Here is a 15,465-nt window from a genome sequence, read left to right as displayed (position 1 = left end):
TGAACAAGTTGTTTGCCATTAATTTTAATTAAAAAGAGGGATTAGATGTATAAAAAACGGGGACTTCTTATTGTTCTATCCGGCCCTTCAGGCGTTGGAAAAGGAACAGTCCGAAAAGAACTTTTTTCACAACCGAACACAAACTATGAATATTCCGTCTCTATGACGACGAGAAGTCCGCGTGAAGGCGAAGTCGATGGCGTCGATTATTTCTTTAAATCGAGAGAGGAATTTGAAGCGCTTATTGAACAAGACAAGCTTCTTGAGTATGCTGAATACGTTGGAAATTACTACGGCACGCCTTTAGATTATGTAGAAGCTACATTGGAGGCTGGACGCGACGTATTTTTAGAAATTGAAGTCGTCGGGGCTGCGCAAGTTCGAAAAATAGTGCCTGAAGGTTTATTTATATTTTTAGCGCCACCTAGTCTATCCGCTTTAGAAGCACGTCTAATTGGAAGGGGAACGGAAAATTCCGAAGTGATTAAATCACGCGTGGATAAAGCGCGCGAGGAATTGGAAATGATGAACCTATACGATTATGTCGTTGAAAATGATGAAGTACAAAATGCTTGCGACCGTATTAATGCGATTGTAACTGCAGAACATTGTCGTAGGGAACGTGTTGAAAAAAGATATATTCAAATGTTGGAAGGAGATTTATAAATGCTATATCCATCGGTCGACTCATTACAGGAAAAAATTGAATCAAAATACACACTAGTAACGATTGCATCAAAACGTGCACGTGAAATCCAAGAGGAGAATAATAAACTTCTATCCTCTTACAAAACGAAAAAAGATGTTGGAAGAGCGCTTGAGGAAATTACAGCGGGTGTCTTAACGAAAAAAGCAACAGATGCATCAGTCGTTTACGAAGACGAAATGTAAAGAAAAGCTGAAGCGCCTGGTTAGCCCCGACAAGCGCTGGAGACCATAAGATAAAGGCGTTTTTTGCCTTTACCTTATGGTTGAAGCGACTCGAGGGGCTAGGCGCTGAAGCTGGACAATAAAAAAGCGGAGAGCTCGTATAGCCTCGACAGGCACTGGCCGACTAAGTGCGCCACGTCCTGTGGCAACGTCGGCACTAGGACATCCTGTCGGTCGAAAGACTAGCGGCCGTAGCTGGACAGTAAGCACACATCGGGCTTTTAAACGTCGCTAAGCTTTAATTTTTTGACGTACTGCCCAATGCTATATGCCCGATTAAAAACAAAAATATAACGACGTTGTACTCCCTAAGAACGATTGCTTCTTCGGGAGTTTGTCATTTTAGAAAGGAAGAAAGCAATGCTGAACGATAAGAAAATCCTCGTTTGTGTGACCGGTGGAATTGCAGTTTATAAGGCGGTTGCGCTAGTCAGTAAGTTATCTCAAGCAGGAGCGAATGTGAAAGTAATTATGACGGAATCTGCAAAAGAATTTGTTACCCCGTTAACATTTCAAGCGATGTCGCGAAATGATGTCTTTTTTGATACGTTTGATGAAAAAGATTCCCGGGTGATTGCACATATCGATTTAGCGGATTGGGCAGATCTTGTAATTGTTGCACCGGCTACTGCGAATGTCCTTGGAAAAGTAGCAAATGGAATTGCAGATAATATGGTAACGACGACACTTCTTGCAACGACAGCAGAAGTTTGGTTTGCACCAGCCATGAACGTACATATGTATGAAAATAAAGCAGTGATGCGTAATATTGCAACGTTAGTGAGTGACGGTCATCGTTTTATCGAACCTTCTGAAGGGTTTCTCGCTTGTGGCTATGTAGGAAAAGGACGCCTTGAGGAACCAGAGAGAATTGTTGAATTGATTAAAGCGCATTTTGAACCGAAAAACTTACCGTTAAAAGGGAAGAAAGTCGTCGTTACGGCAGGACCAACACGAGAAAGAATTGACCCTGTCCGGTACATATCCAATTTTTCAAGCGGAAAAATGGGGTACAGTATGGCCGAAGCGGCGGCAAGTTTAGGCGCCGAAACGATTTTGATTTCAGGGCCTGTTTCATTAGACAAGCCAGCGGGTGTAAAAGTGGTTAATGTGGAAAGTGCCGCAGACATGTTTGAAGCGGTACGCGCTGAATATGAAGATGCGACAATCGTAATTAAATCTGCTGCAGTTGCAGATTATCGTCCGGCAGAAATTCATACACAAAAAATCAAAAAATCCGATGATGATTCTGTTATAGAGTTAGCCCGAACAACGGATATCTTACAGACGCTTGGTGAATGGAAAGAAGACCAAATTCTAGTCGGTTTTGCGGCCGAAACTGAAAATGTTATTGAAAACGGAAAAGGTAAATTACAACGAAAAAATTTAGATTTTATTATTGTGAACGATGTGACAGACCCGGGTGGAGGGTTTGGCAGTGACACGAATGTCGTTACGTTAATTTCTGAAAATGGGACTTATCACCCGTATTCATCCATGCCGAAAAAGGAGCTCGCAACAGTTTTACTTCAAGCAATTGTTCAAGAAGAAGGGCTTGATACGAACAATGATAGTTGAAGTCATTGTGGATGTAGCAGCTTATCCGATTGACAGACCTTTCGATTATATTGTACCGGAAGCTTTTCAAACAACGATTGAACGAGGAATAAGGGTGAAAGTTCCCTTTGGTCGACGAAAAGTCGTCGGTTATGTTACGAACATAAAAAATGAAAGTGAATTGGCACTGAATAAATTAAGACCTATTGAAGAACTTATCGATATTGAACCGGTGTTATCTGAAGAACAATTAATGCTATCACGTTGGTTGGCGACTGAGACATTGGCTTATCAAATCGACGCGTTACAAGTGATGTTACCAGCTGCGATGCGTGCGAAGTATGACAAGTTTATTGTTGTTCTAGATAGCGAAAAGATTCAAGATGAAAACTTTAAAAGGTTATTAGCGGGGAGAAAACGAATCCCGCTCAGTGCGATTAATGATGCCGGTTTATTTCACATATTGAAAGGTTATGTGGCGGAAGAAATTGTAACAGTTGACACAGCGGTTCAGCAACAAGTAGACGTGAAAAAAGTAAGAACGATTCACATTGAAGAAAAAGAGAAGTTATTCCAAGTGAAAGAGACCATTCAGCCAAATGCAATTCGACAAATCGAGTTAATCGACTGGTTTATCGAACATGCTGGGCAAACTGTACAAGCAAAACAAATTTTTGAGGCGACTGGAATTCAATCGAATGTACTTAAGACGATGATTGAACGCGGGGCGGCTCAGGAAACTTACGAGGAAGTGTATCGTGAACCGACAAGTCCTGAATTGCAAGACGTTCCGATTCCTGAAAAGTTAACAGATGAACAAGAGTCAGCTTTGCAACCGATTGGACAAGCGATAAAGGATGGCAGACAAGAAACTTTTTTATTGCACGGTGTCACGGGCAGTGGAAAAACAGAAGTTTATTTGCAAGCGATCACAAAGGTTCTAGAGAAAGGGCAAGAGGCCATTGTTCTCGTTCCAGAAATCTCGCTCACACCGCAAATGACTGCACGTTTTAAAGCACGTTTTGGTCAGCTCGTTGCTGTATTACATAGTGCGCTTTCAGCGGGAGAGAAATACGATGAATGGCGAAAGATTCACCGCGGTGAAGTGAAAGTCGTAGTTGGTGCCCGATCAGCCATTTTTGCACCATTTGAAAATTTAGGCATTATTATTTTGGATGAAGAACATGAATCCACATATAAGCAAGAAGAATCGCCGCGTTATCATGCAAGGGATGTTGCGATAAAGCGCTCCGAATATTATAAATGCCCAGTCATTTTAGGGAGTGCAACGCCGTCATTAGAATCTTATGCACGCGCATCTAAAGATGTTTATACATTGTTAACTCTAAAAAACAGAGCCAAAAGCCAACAACTACCTGAAGTTGAAGTGGTCGATATGCGTGAACAGTTGAAATCGGGGAATCGATCAATGTTTTCGATCCCTTTAGCTGAGGCCATTCGAGAACGTCTAGAAAGAAATGAACAAATTATTTTATTTTTAAATCGCCGAGGCTTTTCTTCGTTCGTATTATGTAGGGATTGCGGAACGACCGTTGAATGTCCAAATTGTGATATATCTTTAACGTATCACCGGGCACATGAGTTGTTAAAATGTCATTATTGCGGACATGAAGAACGCGTGCCGACTGTTTGTCCACAATGCGAAAGTGAACATATTCGTTTTTTTGGTACTGGAACGCAGAAAGTAGAAGAGGAGATTGCAAAACTATTTCCAGAAGCACGCGTCATTCGTATGGATGTAGATACCACGAGAAGAAAAGGCGCGCATGAACGGTTACTTCGCCAATTTAGTGAGGGGAAAGCAGATATTTTGCTTGGTACACAGATGATTGCGAAAGGGCTTGATTTTCCTAATATCACTTTAGTTGGTGTATTAGCAGCAGATACAACGCTCCATTTAGCAGACTTCCGGGCGGCAGAAAAGACTTTTCAGTTGATGACGCAAGTGAGTGGACGTGCAGGAAGACATGATTTACCAGGTGAAGTATATATTCAAACTTATTCCCCGGAACATTATGCAATCGAACTTGCCAAGGAACAGCATTACGAACCGTTTTATCAAATGGAAATGCAGTCACGAAGGCAATTTGGCTATCCGCCATTTTATTTTTTTACGCTAATTCAGTTTTCACATGAAGACGTTTTAAAGGTCAGCGATTTTGCGAATAGGGGTACGACTTATTTGAGTGCGAATCTTTCACCTGAAACGGTTATTATCGGTCCTACCGCAGCGGCCATAAGTCGTGTGAACAATAGATATCGTTACCAATGTTTGATAAAATACAAAAAAGAACCAAAGCTAACAGAAACATTACAACAATTAATTAGAATGTATCGAACAGACTGGATTAAATCGGGCCTCATCATGACAGTAGACGTTGATCCGATGTCCATTTTTTGATTAGAAAAGAGGAATGAAGTTGGCAGTAAGAGAAATTGTAAAGTATCCTTCGCCGATACTTGAAAAGAAATGTAAAGAAGTTGTGGAGTTTGACGAAAAGCTCGTGAAACTTCTTGATGATATGTATGACACGATGATAGAAGCAGACGGAGTAGGTATTGCTGCGCCGCAAATAGGCGAGAATGTTCAAGTAGCGATCGTTGATATGGGTGATGGTCAAGAAGTAATTGAGCTTATCAATCCAGTTGTGACAGCTACGGGCGGTTCTGAGATTGATGTAGAAGGTTGTTTAAGTTTCCCAGATTTATTTGGCGAAGTTGAACGACCGTACTATGTGAAAGTTGAAGCGCAAGAACGGGATGGTTCTATTTATGAAATTGAAGCGGAAGATTTTACGGCACGTGCAATTTTGCATGAAATAGACCATTTAAATGGCATTTTATTTAACTCGAAAATGATTCGCATTGTCGACCTTGAAGATCTAGAAGTCGAGGATGAATTAACAACGGAAAGAGAAGGTGAGGAAGTATGACATCCATTATATTCATGGGAACACCCGATTTTTCAGTGCCAATTTTATCGATGCTAAAAGAAGAAGGCTATAACGTTTCCGCGGTTGTGACACAACCAGATCGACCGGTTGGAAGAAAAAGGGTGCTCACACCGCCGCCTGTAAAAGTGGAAGCAGAAAAGTTAGGAATTCCCGTTATTCAACCAGAGAAATTAAAGGGCTCACAGGAACTTGAGGAAATCCTATCATTAGAAGCAGATTTAATTGTAACGGCAGCATTCGGCCAATTATTACCAAAGGAATTGCTAGAAGCACCTCGTCTCGGATGTATTAATGTGCATGCATCGTTACTTCCGAAGTATAGAGGTGGTGCACCGATTCATAAAGCAATTATGGAGGGCGAGACTGAAACTGGCGTCACAATCATGTATATGGTTGAAAAACTTGATGCAGGTGACATGATTTCACAGGTCACTGTGCCAATAGCGGAAACGGATGGTACCGGAACGATGTTTACGAAACTTTCGGAAGCTGGTGTTACTTTATTAAAAGATACATTGCCTTCCATTATTGACGGTACAAATGAAAGAATTCCACAAGATGAATCACTTGTTACGTTTGCTAGAAATATATCACGTGAAGAAGAAAGAATTGATTGGACAGCTACAGGAACAGAAATTTACAATCAAATTCGGGGACTTCACCCATGGCCAGTCGCCTACACTGTATTTCAAGAAGAAAACGTAAAAATATGGTGGAGTGAAAAAGTCGAAGTTCAATCGGATGCTGAACCTGGAACAATTATCGCAATCGAACAGGATCGCATCATTGTGAAAACCGGTGACGACATCGGAATCGCGATTACGGATATTCAGCCTGCAGGTAGAAAAAGGATGTTGGCAGAAGTGTTTATTCGTGGGGTTGGCGCATCCTGGAATAAAGGAGAAAAATTCGAATGATGAAACAGGGCAATAAGATTTGGAACGGAAATGTTCGTGATGCGGCCCTCTCCATTTTGATGGAGATTAATAAAAATCAAGCGTATAGTAATTTGCTTCTTCATAGGACAATCGAAAAATATGAAATACAACCAAAAGACCGTGCGCTGTTGACTGAATTGACATATGGTACGTTGCAACATCGGATGACGCTGGACTACTATTTAGAGCCATTTGTAAGAGGAAAATTAGATGGTTGGGTACGAGAATTATTGCGCATGTCTATCTATCAAATTGTTTATTTGACGAAAATCCCTCCGCATGCAGTTGTCCATGAAGCTGTTGAAATCGCAAAAAGACGCGGACATAAACGAATTGCACCAACCGTGAATGGGATATTACGTTCAGTTTTACGTTCGGGCGTTCGCTCATTGGATGAAATTAAAGATCCGATTGAAAGAATTGCGATTGAAACGAGTCATCCTAAATGGCTTATCGAGAGATGGGTAGCCTTATTCGGTGAAGAAGCGACAAAAGAGATGGCGACACAAAATAATGTGCCACCGAATATGTCCATTCGTGTCAATGAAGTTAAGACGAATGTGAATGCGGTGACATTGGAACTTGAAAAGCATAATATACATGTTCGTCAAGGAGAGGTCATTACCGAATGTCTCATTAGTGAGTCAGGAAATCCGGCTTCAACGGAAATATTCAAAAATGGACTCATTACGATTCAAGATGAAAGCTCTATGCTTCCAGTATATGCTTTAGATGTTGCGCCAAATATGAAGGTTTTAGATATGTGTGCAGCACCGGGCGGCAAAACTACGCATATCGCTGAGAAAATGAATGACAAGGGTGAAGTGTATGCCCATGACCTTCACGAGCATAAAATTAAGTTAATCGAGAAAAATAGTGAGCGACTTGGACTCTCATCAATTAAAGCCCAAAGTGGAGATAGTAGAGAATTAATGGAATTTTACGACAAAGAATCTTTTGATCGGATTTTAGTAGATGCACCTTGTAGTGGGTTTGGCGTAATCAGAAGAAAACCTGAAATTAAGTATCATAAAAATGAAGCTGATGTTACGGGATTATTAAAAATTCAATCAGAATTATTACATACTGCTGAACAATTAATTAAACCAAATGGCATTATTGTTTACAGTACTTGTACAGTGGAATACGAAGAAAACCGTGGCATGGTTGAAAGCTTTTTAAAAGAACATCCGACAATGGAACTAATTCCACTACCAAACTTGGAGGAAAATGAAAAATTACAGATGCAAGAAAATACCCTTCAAGTTTTACCCCAACACTTTGGCGGTGACGGTTTTTTCGTTGCGGCATTTCGTAAAAAAGTATAAATAGTTTGTGAAGAAACGAGGGGAAGAGCAGTGCAATATGAAGTTCTTTCAGACATTGGGAAAAAGAGAACATTAAACGAAGACGGTGCTGCTGTTTTTACGCTTCCTAATGGGATACTGCTTGCAGTCATTGCAGATGGAATGGGTGGCCACCAAGGTGGTGATTTTGCTAGTTCGACTGCAATACGGATAATGGAAGAAGAATTTATGAAGTTGGAAGCATCTTCTTTTCAAGAAGGTGAAGACTGGGCTGAATGGTTAAAGGAAACGGTCCTCTATATAAATCGTTACTTATATAATTACGCAAATGAAAATAAAGAAGTAGAAGGAATGGGAACTACGCTCGATGCTGTGCTCATTAAGGACCGTACTTGTTTCGGTGCGCACATAGGAGATAGTCGGGTCTATAAAATTAACAACGAACAGATTGAACAAATTACGTCCGACCATTCCTATGTTAAAGTCCTAGTAGATAGCGGAGAAATTACGGAACAAGAGGCAGAAGTTCATCCGCAGCGGAATTGGATTATTAAAGCGCTTGGTTCCGAAAGGTCAGTTGAGCCGGATTGTTACACGTTTGAACTTGCTAATACGACTTATTTACTTCTTTGTTCGGATGGACTCAGCAATAAAGTCGATAATCCTTCTATTCACAAAATTGTACAATCGGATTTATCTTTAAAAGAAAAAACCAAAACACTCGTAGATATGGCGAATAATATGGGCGGAGAAGATAATATCTCTGTGATTTTACTTGGTTCGTCTGATTCGGAGGTGCCGCTAACATGATTGGGAAAAGAATTGGCGGCCGTTATGAAGTATTAAGCTATATTGGTGGAGGCGGAATGTCTCGTGTTTATCTTGCGCATGATGTAATTTTAGGACGAGATGTCGCAATTAAAGTATTAAATTATGACTTTTCAAATGAAGAAGAGCTAAAACGACGATTTATGCGCGAAGCTCTCTCAGCAACGAGTTTAACTCATCCCAATATAGTGGATATATTTGATGTCGGTGAAGACGGAGATATTCATTATTTAGTCATGGAGTTTATTGACGGTCAAACGTTAAAAGAGTTTATCGTTTCACAAGGACCTTTATCGCCTGAAGAGGCGCTACCCATTATGAAACAACTTGTATCTGCCATTTCTAATGCCCATTATAATGGAATTGTTCACCGTGATATTAAGCCACAAAATATTTTAATGGACAATGAAGGAAACGTGAAAATTACGGATTTTGGCATCGCAATGGCGCTGAATGCTACTGCGCACACGAAAACAAATTCTGTACTAGGAACAGTTCATTATTTATCTCCCGAACAAGCTCGTGGGGGAATGGCGACAAAAAAATCGGATATTTATTCGGTTGGCATCGTCTTTTATGAACTGTTAACGGGTAAATTGCCTTTTTCTGGAGAATCCGCTGTTTCAATCGCGCTTAAGCATTTACAAGAAGAGACACCTTCTGTACGGGCTTTATTCCCATCGATTCCGCAAAGTGTTGAAAATGTCATATTAAAAGCAACGGCAAAAGAGGCTGCTGTGCGTTACAGTTCAGCCGATGAAATGCAAGAGGATTTAGCCACAGTTCTTTCACCAGAACGGGCGAATGAAGAGAAGTTTTCGATTTCTTTTGATGATGAAGCAACCCGTGCCATCCCGGCCATTATGGATGCACCAAAATTTGGAAGTGTTGAGCAGACGATTAAACAAGCGCCTATTCCGGAAGAGAAGAAAGCCGAGCCGAAAAAGAAACGGAAAAAATGGCCGTTTATCGTTGGTGGACTTACAACCTTAATTATCATCGGTCTACTTATTTACTTTCTACCAAGTTTATTAGGTTTGAAAAAGATAGAAGTGACAGATGTGGTCGGAATGACAGAAACGGAAGCGATTAAAGCACTTAAAGAGGATGGATTTGTCATTGCGGAAAGTATTGAAGAGAATTCGGACGATATCGAAGCTGGTAAAGTAATCAAAACAACTCCAGAAGCGGGGAAGGAAAGGCCGATTGGTACCGAGATTACATTATACGTTAGTATCGGTAAAGAGTTAGTCGCGATGGAAAGTTATATCGGCGATGATTATAAACAAGTCGCAAGTTTACTTGCAAATTATGGGTATCACACAATCAAACAGAATGAAGAGTATTCGGATGAACCGGAAGGAACCATAATCGGTCAAGATCCGGAACCGGGTACAGAAATCATTGTGAATGAGACCGACCTAGTCTTTACAGTTAGTAAAGGAAAAGATATGGTATCGGTCCGAAACTTGTCTGGCCTAAGTGAGGCAGAGGCGAAAGAATACGGAAGAAATTCGGGGTTGGAAGTGTCTATCGCGTCCCGAGTAAGCTCTGCTAACGTTCCGGAGGGGCATGTTATTTCGCAAAATCCCGCTGCCGGCACGCAAATTGAGAAAGGCAGGGGCATCAGTGTTGTCATTTCTACAGGAAAAGAAAAACAACCTGTTCAACATTACCTTCATACGGTCACAATTCAGTATTTAGAAGATGCAAATGATCAGGATGAAGATGGAGAGCAAAGGGAGAGGACGCCACAAATGATTAAGATTTACGTGCAAGATCGAAATCACTTGATGGCGGATACGTATGAGGAATTTGAGATTACTGATGACATTGAAGTGAAAATAAAAATTGAACTTGAAGAAGGGCAAACAGGCGCATATCGAATCACGCGTGATGATTTGCTTGTTGATGAAAAAAAGTTCAATTATGGTGAAGCAGACTAAGAGGAGGGAAGAATACTGGAAGGTCAAATTAGAAAAGCAATTAGTGGATTTTATTACGTACAAAATAATGATAAATTAGTGCAATGTAAAGGTCGAGGAGTTTTTAGGAAAAGAGGAATACATCCTTTAGTCGGTGATTTTGTAACCTATAAACCTGACGGTGACAATGATGCGACGATTACAGAGGTACATGAACGAAAAAACGAGCTTGTTCGACCGCCAATTGCAAATGTCGATCAAGCATTACTCGTATTTTCAATCGTTGAACCTGATTTTAGTACGCACTTACTAGATCGTTTCCTTACTGTTATTGAATCTTTCCGCATAGAACCAATCATCTGCTTAACGAAAAAGGACTTAGCGAGCGAAAGCGAATTAAATTCAGTATTAGAAGCAGCCAAATATTATGAGGAAATAGGCTACCAAGTCGTCATCTCTTTTATTGACGACCCTCAACTGCCTGAAGATTTGAAACCTATATTAAAAGGGAAAGTTACCGTATTAGCAGGACAATCAGGTGTTGGAAAATCGACGTTACTCAACACGGTACTTCCTTCGCTAGGGTTGAAAACCGGTGCTATATCGGACGCTCTTGGCCGCGGAAAACATACAACTCGCCATGTAGAATTGTTAGAGGTCGGGGAAGGTCTAGTCGCTGATACGCCAGGATTTAGTTCATTGGAATTCGAGCATATCGAAAAAGAGCAGTTATCCAGTAACTTCATCGAATTTAATGAACCGTCAAGATCGTGTAAATTCCGTGGCTGCTTACATGAAAATGAACCAAGTTGTGCAGTTAAGGAAATGGTGGAATCTGGACAGATTGCACCATTTCGTTATCATAACTATTTACATTTTTTAAAAGAAATTAAGGAACGAAAGCCGAGGTATTACTAATGATTAAAATTGCACCATCAATTTTAGCTGCAGACTTTTCAAAATTAGCCGAAGAAGTGATCGAAGTTGAGAAAGCGGGCGCAGACCTCATTCACATCGATGTCATGGACGGACATTTTGTACCGAATATAACAATGGGGCCACTCGTTGTAGAAGCGTTAAGACCCGTTACGAAATTACCATTAGATGTTCATTTAATGATTGAAAACCCGGATGCTTATATTGAGCAATTTGTAAAAGCCGGCGCAGATTATATAACGGTTCATGTTGAAGCTTGTCCGCACTTACATCGTACGCTTCAACTCATTCGTTCGTATGGCGTTAAATCAGGTGTTGTATTAAATCCACATACACCAGTTGAAACGATTCTTCATGTGTTAGATGAAGTTGATTTAGTGCTGTTTATGACGGTGAATCCAGGTTTTGGTGGACAAAAATTCATTCATTCTGTCTTGCCTAAAGTAAAACAATTATCGACAATAATTAGGGAACGTAATTTGCCAATTGAAATTGAAATTGATGGTGGTGTCGATGAAGAGACAATTATTCCGTGTGTGGAAGCGGGGGCAACAATTTTGGTAGCGGGATCTGCTGTATTTGGTAAGGAAAATAGAGCAGAAGCCCTACAACGGATAAAGGCGGCGGGAGAAGGGGCCATCATTAGATGAAGCTAGCTGTTGTCTGTGCAGGTGGACCGAAAGAGGAAGTTGTTAACTTAACAAAATTTCCAGTTGAAGAAACGGTATTTATTGGTGCAGATAGGGGAGCGCTTCATTTACTTATGGAAGGAATCGTTCCGCAGGAGGCAGTCGGTGATTTTGACTCCGTATCAAAGGAAGAATATGCAAAAATTCAATCCGCTGTAAAAATAATGGACGAATTTCTTACAGAAAAGAACGAAACAGATACGGAACTTGCAGTTGAACGGGCGCTTTCCTATCAACCTGAGCAAGTTGTTTTAACGGGCGTTACCGGCGGTAGATTAGATCATATGGCGGCGGCGTTACAATTGCTCTACCGTCTTCAAATGGATCATCCACAAATCTCCTTCAAGATTTGTAATCGACAAAATGAATTAACAATTCTTCAGCCAGCCGAACATCAAATTATCTACAATGAAAGTTTACCTTATGTGTCTTTTTTTGCATTTGAAGGCACTGTTAGAGGGTTAACGTTAAGTGGTTTTAAATATGAAACAATTGATGAAACGCTGGAATTAGGTATGACAAGGTTTACAAGTAATGAACTTGCAACAAGTGTTAGTACTATCTCATTCCTTGAAGGCATATGTTTAATGGTAAGGAGTTCAGATGCTTGAAAGGAGTGGGAGAATGCGCGTCTATACATTTACTTTACCTAAATTTGTAAGTGGAATTGTAAGGAAATGCATGGTTGTATTCCAAAAGGATGAGAAACCAAAACAAGCTTCAAATAAGAAGAAAAGAAGGAAAAATGATAAAATGCCAGGCTGATATTTCTCAGCTTGGCATTTTTACGTTTTAAATCAACTATAAAATCTGATATAGTGGAATAATTTACATATAGAATTTCTATTTAAGAAGTATTAGCGTTCGCTTAGAACATTTTGTACTTTCTCTTTGTAGATTATACGCGTTGTACTTTACCAGATTTTAGTGCTCTTGCAGATACCCAAACACGTTTAGGTTTTCCGTTAACAAGAATGCGTACTTTTTGAAGGTTCGCACCCCATTTACGTCTGCTTGAGTTTAATGCGTGTGAACGCGTGTTACCAACACCAGCTTTACGGCCAGTAATTACACATTGTTTAGACATATTTGTTACCTCCTCGTTTATGAAGATTCAATGATGCACTCATTAATTTGCATACAACTTAATTTATCATAAAGTAAAGGCAATAGCAACTAATTTTGACAGGTCTTTCAAGTAAATGTTCTTTACATCAAATGGGATATGCAATATCATTTCTTTTATTATAAAGTCGGGTATAGTACAATAGGGTGAACGAAAAAATGATGCGGGGGGGACATATTTATGTCAATCGAAGTAAAGAATGAATATGGCAAGATTGATATTACAAATGATGTAATTGCCCAAATCGTAGGTGAAGCATCAATTGAATGTTATGGAATTGTAGGAATGGCGTCTAGACATCAGATTCGAGATGGGTTGACAGAAATATTGCGGAAAGAAAACTTTGCGCGCGGTGTGATTGTCCGTAATATTGGTGAGGATACACATATTGATGTGCATGTCATTGTTGGATACGGCACTAAAATTTCCGAAGTTGCGTACCAAGTTCAATCGAAAGTAAAATATACATTGAAAAAAACAGTAGGTCTTAGTGTTAAGTCAATTAACATTTTCGTTCAGGGAGTCCGTGTGACGAACTTTTAGAAGGAGGAATTTTTAGTAATGAAGTTTATTGATGGAGTGAAATTTTCAGAAATGGTGAAGCTCGGTGCCCATCACCTTTATGAAAATGCGGATTACGTTGATTCGCTTAACGTTTTCCCAGTTCCGGACGGAGATACAGGGACGAATATGAATTTGTCCATGTCATCAGGAGCTAAAGAAATTGAAGCTAATACAGTCGAACATATTGGCGAAACGGCAGAAGCCCTTTCAAAAGGCTTATTAATGGGCGCGCGTGGAAACTCAGGCGTTATTCTTTCTCAATTGTTCCGAGGATTCGGAAAAGCAATAGAAGAAGAAGCAGAGATTGACGGAAAGAAATTTGCAGAAGCATTAAAATACGGAGTCGAAACGGCTTATAAGGCTGTTATGAAGCCTGTCGAGGGAACAATCTTAACAGTTGCAAAAGATGCAGCGAATGCGGCAGTAGAAAAAGCGAATTCCACAGATGATGTCATTGAAGTGATGGAAACCGTCGTAGCTGAAGCGAAAGCCTCCCTCGAACGTACACCTGAACTACTCGCTGTATTGAAGGAAGTTGGGGTTGTTGACAGTGGCGGTCAAGGTCTCGTTTACGTTTATGAAGGGTTTCTGGCTTGTCTGAAAGGTGAAGAGTTACCAGTTAGAACAGATGTCCAATCTATGGATGAGCTTGTGAATGCGGCGCATCATCAAAGTGTTCAAGACTTTATGAGTACAGATGATATTATTTACGGCTATTGTACCGAGTTCATGGTAAAGTTTGAGCCCGAAAAACTTATTGAAAATCCTTTTGATGAGGGAGAATACCGTCAAGAACTAAGTGAATTTGGAGACTCCTTGCTGGTAATTTCTGATGACGAAATTGCAAAAGTACATATTCATTCAGAAACACCGGGCGATGTCCTAACATTCAGCCAAAAGTACGGTTCACTTATCAATATGAAGATTGAAAATATGCGACAGCAACACGAAGACATTGTAGGAAAGAAAGCAAATGACAAAAAAGAAAAGCATCCTTATGCCGTTGTTACTGTAGCGATGGGGACGGGTATTGCTGAATTATTAAAGAGTGTCGGAGCTTCAGTCGTCATTGAAGGTGGCCAAACGATGAATCCTTCAACTCAAGACATCGTTAAAGCGATTGAAGGTGTTGGTGCGGAAAGAGTTCTTATTTTGCCGAACAATAAAAATATCGTAATGGCAGCGGAACAAGCGGCAGAACATCTAGGTATCGAAGCAGCGGTTGTACCTACTACGACGGTTCCCGAAGGTCTTTCAGCAATATTAGCATTTAATCCGGAAGCTGATGTTGAAGTAAATAAAAATGCAATGATTGAAGCTGCTTCATATGTGAAAACAGCTCAAGTGACATACGCAGTTCGTGACACTACAATTGATGGCATTGATATTAAAAAAGGTGCCTTCATGGGAATTAATAGCGGCAAAATTGTTACGACGAATCCTTTATTAGAAGAAGTAACAAAGTCTCTATTACAAAAGATTATTGATGAAGAATCTGAAATTATTACAGTATTATATGGTGAAGATGTGAGCGAGGAAGAAGCAACACACATCGAAAACTATATAGACGAGCACTTCGACCATGTCGATGTTGAAGTATATAATGGAAAACAACCATTATATCCATATATCATTTCTGTGGAATAAAATAGGCGTCATTGGTTTTTCAGAAGCTAAAATAAAAGTAGAG

16 protein-coding genes are annotated in these 15,465 nt (G+C 40.2%); 15 read left to right on the top strand and 1 reads right to left on the bottom strand.

Translation table 11 applies throughout. The features are described 5' to 3' along the window. The first annotated feature begins 45 nt into the window (after nt 1-45). The 13 genes from gmk (at nt 46) to spoVM (ending at nt 12,850) form a co-directional block, all read left to right on the top strand. On the top strand, nt 46-666 hold the full coding sequence (gmk, locus tag BI350_RS12755; protein WP_075528472.1) for a guanylate kinase: 621 nt from the start codon (nt 46-48) through the stop codon (nt 664-666). After that, on the top strand, nt 667-891 hold the full coding sequence (rpoZ, locus tag BI350_RS12750; RefSeq protein ID WP_075528471.1) for a DNA-directed RNA polymerase subunit omega: 225 nt from the start codon (nt 667-669) through the stop codon (nt 889-891). 399 nt (nt 892-1,290) lie between these two features. Beyond that, the gene (coaBC, locus tag BI350_RS12745; protein ID WP_075528470.1) at nt 1,291-2,508 is read left to right on the top strand and encodes a bifunctional phosphopantothenoylcysteine decarboxylase/phosphopantothenate--cysteine ligase CoaBC; all 1,218 of its coding nucleotides are present in this window, start codon (nt 1,291-1,293) and stop codon (nt 2,506-2,508) included. Beyond that, the gene (gene priA, locus BI350_RS12740; protein ID WP_075528469.1) at nt 2,498-4,909 is read left to right on the top strand and encodes a primosomal protein N'; all 2,412 of its coding nucleotides are present in this window, start codon (nt 2,498-2,500) and stop codon (nt 4,907-4,909) included. The genes coaBC and priA overlap by 11 nt, the downstream gene beginning before the upstream one ends. A gap of 19 nt (nt 4,910-4,928) precedes the next feature. After that, entirely contained in the window at nt 4,929-5,441 is a 513-nt protein-coding gene (gene def, locus BI350_RS12735; RefSeq protein ID WP_075528468.1) for a peptide deformylase, read from the top strand. Further along, nucleotides 5,438-6,379: a methionyl-tRNA formyltransferase gene (gene fmt / locus BI350_RS12730; RefSeq protein WP_075528467.1), complete on the top strand. Its 942-nt coding sequence runs from the start codon at nt 5,438-5,440 to the stop codon at nt 6,377-6,379. Before def ends, fmt begins: the two co-directional genes overlap by 4 nt. Next, nucleotides 6,376-7,728 (top strand): 16S rRNA (cytosine(967)-C(5))-methyltransferase RsmB, encoded by a 1,353-nt coding sequence (gene rsmB, locus BI350_RS12725; RefSeq protein ID WP_075528466.1) that lies wholly within the window; start codon nt 6,376-6,378, stop codon nt 7,726-7,728. Before fmt ends, rsmB begins: the two co-directional genes overlap by 4 nt. A 30-nt stretch (nt 7,729-7,758) precedes the next feature. Then, entirely contained in the window at nt 7,759-8,517 is a 759-nt protein-coding gene (locus BI350_RS12720) for a Stp1/IreP family PP2C-type Ser/Thr phosphatase (RefSeq protein WP_075528465.1), read from the top strand. Continuing rightward, the gene (gene pknB, locus BI350_RS12715) at nt 8,514-10,481 is read left to right on the top strand and encodes a Stk1 family PASTA domain-containing Ser/Thr kinase (RefSeq protein WP_075528464.1); all 1,968 of its coding nucleotides are present in this window, start codon (nt 8,514-8,516) and stop codon (nt 10,479-10,481) included. Before BI350_RS12720 ends, pknB begins: the two co-directional genes overlap by 4 nt. 12 nt (nt 10,482-10,493) lie before the next feature. Next, nucleotides 10,494-11,378 carry a ribosome small subunit-dependent GTPase A gene (gene rsgA, locus BI350_RS12710; protein WP_075528463.1) on the top strand — a complete coding sequence of 295 codons (885 nt, stop codon included), beginning with the start codon at nt 10,494-10,496 and terminating at the stop codon, nt 11,376-11,378. Next, nucleotides 11,378-12,046 carry a ribulose-phosphate 3-epimerase gene (gene rpe / locus BI350_RS12705; RefSeq protein WP_075528462.1) on the top strand — a complete coding sequence of 223 codons (669 nt, stop codon included), beginning with the start codon at nt 11,378-11,380 and terminating at the stop codon, nt 12,044-12,046. The genes rsgA and rpe overlap by 1 nt, the downstream gene beginning before the upstream one ends. Then, a complete protein-coding gene (locus tag BI350_RS12700) occupies nt 12,043-12,696 on the top strand; it encodes a thiamine diphosphokinase (RefSeq protein WP_075528461.1) in 654 nt (217 codons plus the stop codon). The genes rpe and BI350_RS12700 overlap by 4 nt, the downstream gene beginning before the upstream one ends. Before the next feature lie 13 nt (nt 12,697-12,709). After that, nucleotides 12,710-12,850 (top strand): stage V sporulation protein SpoVM, encoded by a 141-nt coding sequence (spoVM, locus tag BI350_RS16745; protein WP_082295181.1) that lies wholly within the window; start codon nt 12,710-12,712, stop codon nt 12,848-12,850. A gap of 133 nt (nt 12,851-12,983) precedes the next feature. On the opposite strand, the gene rpmB is transcribed toward spoVM, so the two are convergent. After that, nucleotides 12,984-13,172, bottom strand: a complete 189-nt coding sequence (rpmB, locus tag BI350_RS12695) for a 50S ribosomal protein L28 (protein WP_075528460.1) — start codon at nt 13,170-13,172, stop codon at nt 12,984-12,986. 219 nt (nt 13,173-13,391) lie between these two features. On the opposite strand from rpmB, the gene BI350_RS12690 reads away from it, so the two are divergent. Together BI350_RS12690 and BI350_RS12685 are read left to right on the top strand one after the other, a co-directional pair. Next, the gene (locus tag BI350_RS12690; RefSeq protein ID WP_075528459.1) at nt 13,392-13,754 is read left to right on the top strand and encodes an Asp23/Gls24 family envelope stress response protein; all 363 of its coding nucleotides are present in this window, start codon (nt 13,392-13,394) and stop codon (nt 13,752-13,754) included. Nucleotides 13,755-13,772: 18 nt separating this feature from the next. After that, nucleotides 13,773-15,422, top strand: a complete 1,650-nt coding sequence (locus BI350_RS12685; protein ID WP_075528458.1) for a DAK2 domain-containing protein — start codon at nt 13,773-13,775, stop codon at nt 15,420-15,422. Nucleotides 15,423-15,465: the final 43 nt, after the last annotated feature.

The organism is Sporosarcina ureilytica, assembly GCF_001753205.1.
Lineage (GTDB): Bacteria > Bacillota > Bacilli > Bacillales_A > Planococcaceae > Sporosarcina > Sporosarcina ureilytica.
Note: the sequence above shows the minus strand (reverse complement) of the source record. Positions and strands in the feature narration are given on the sequence as shown.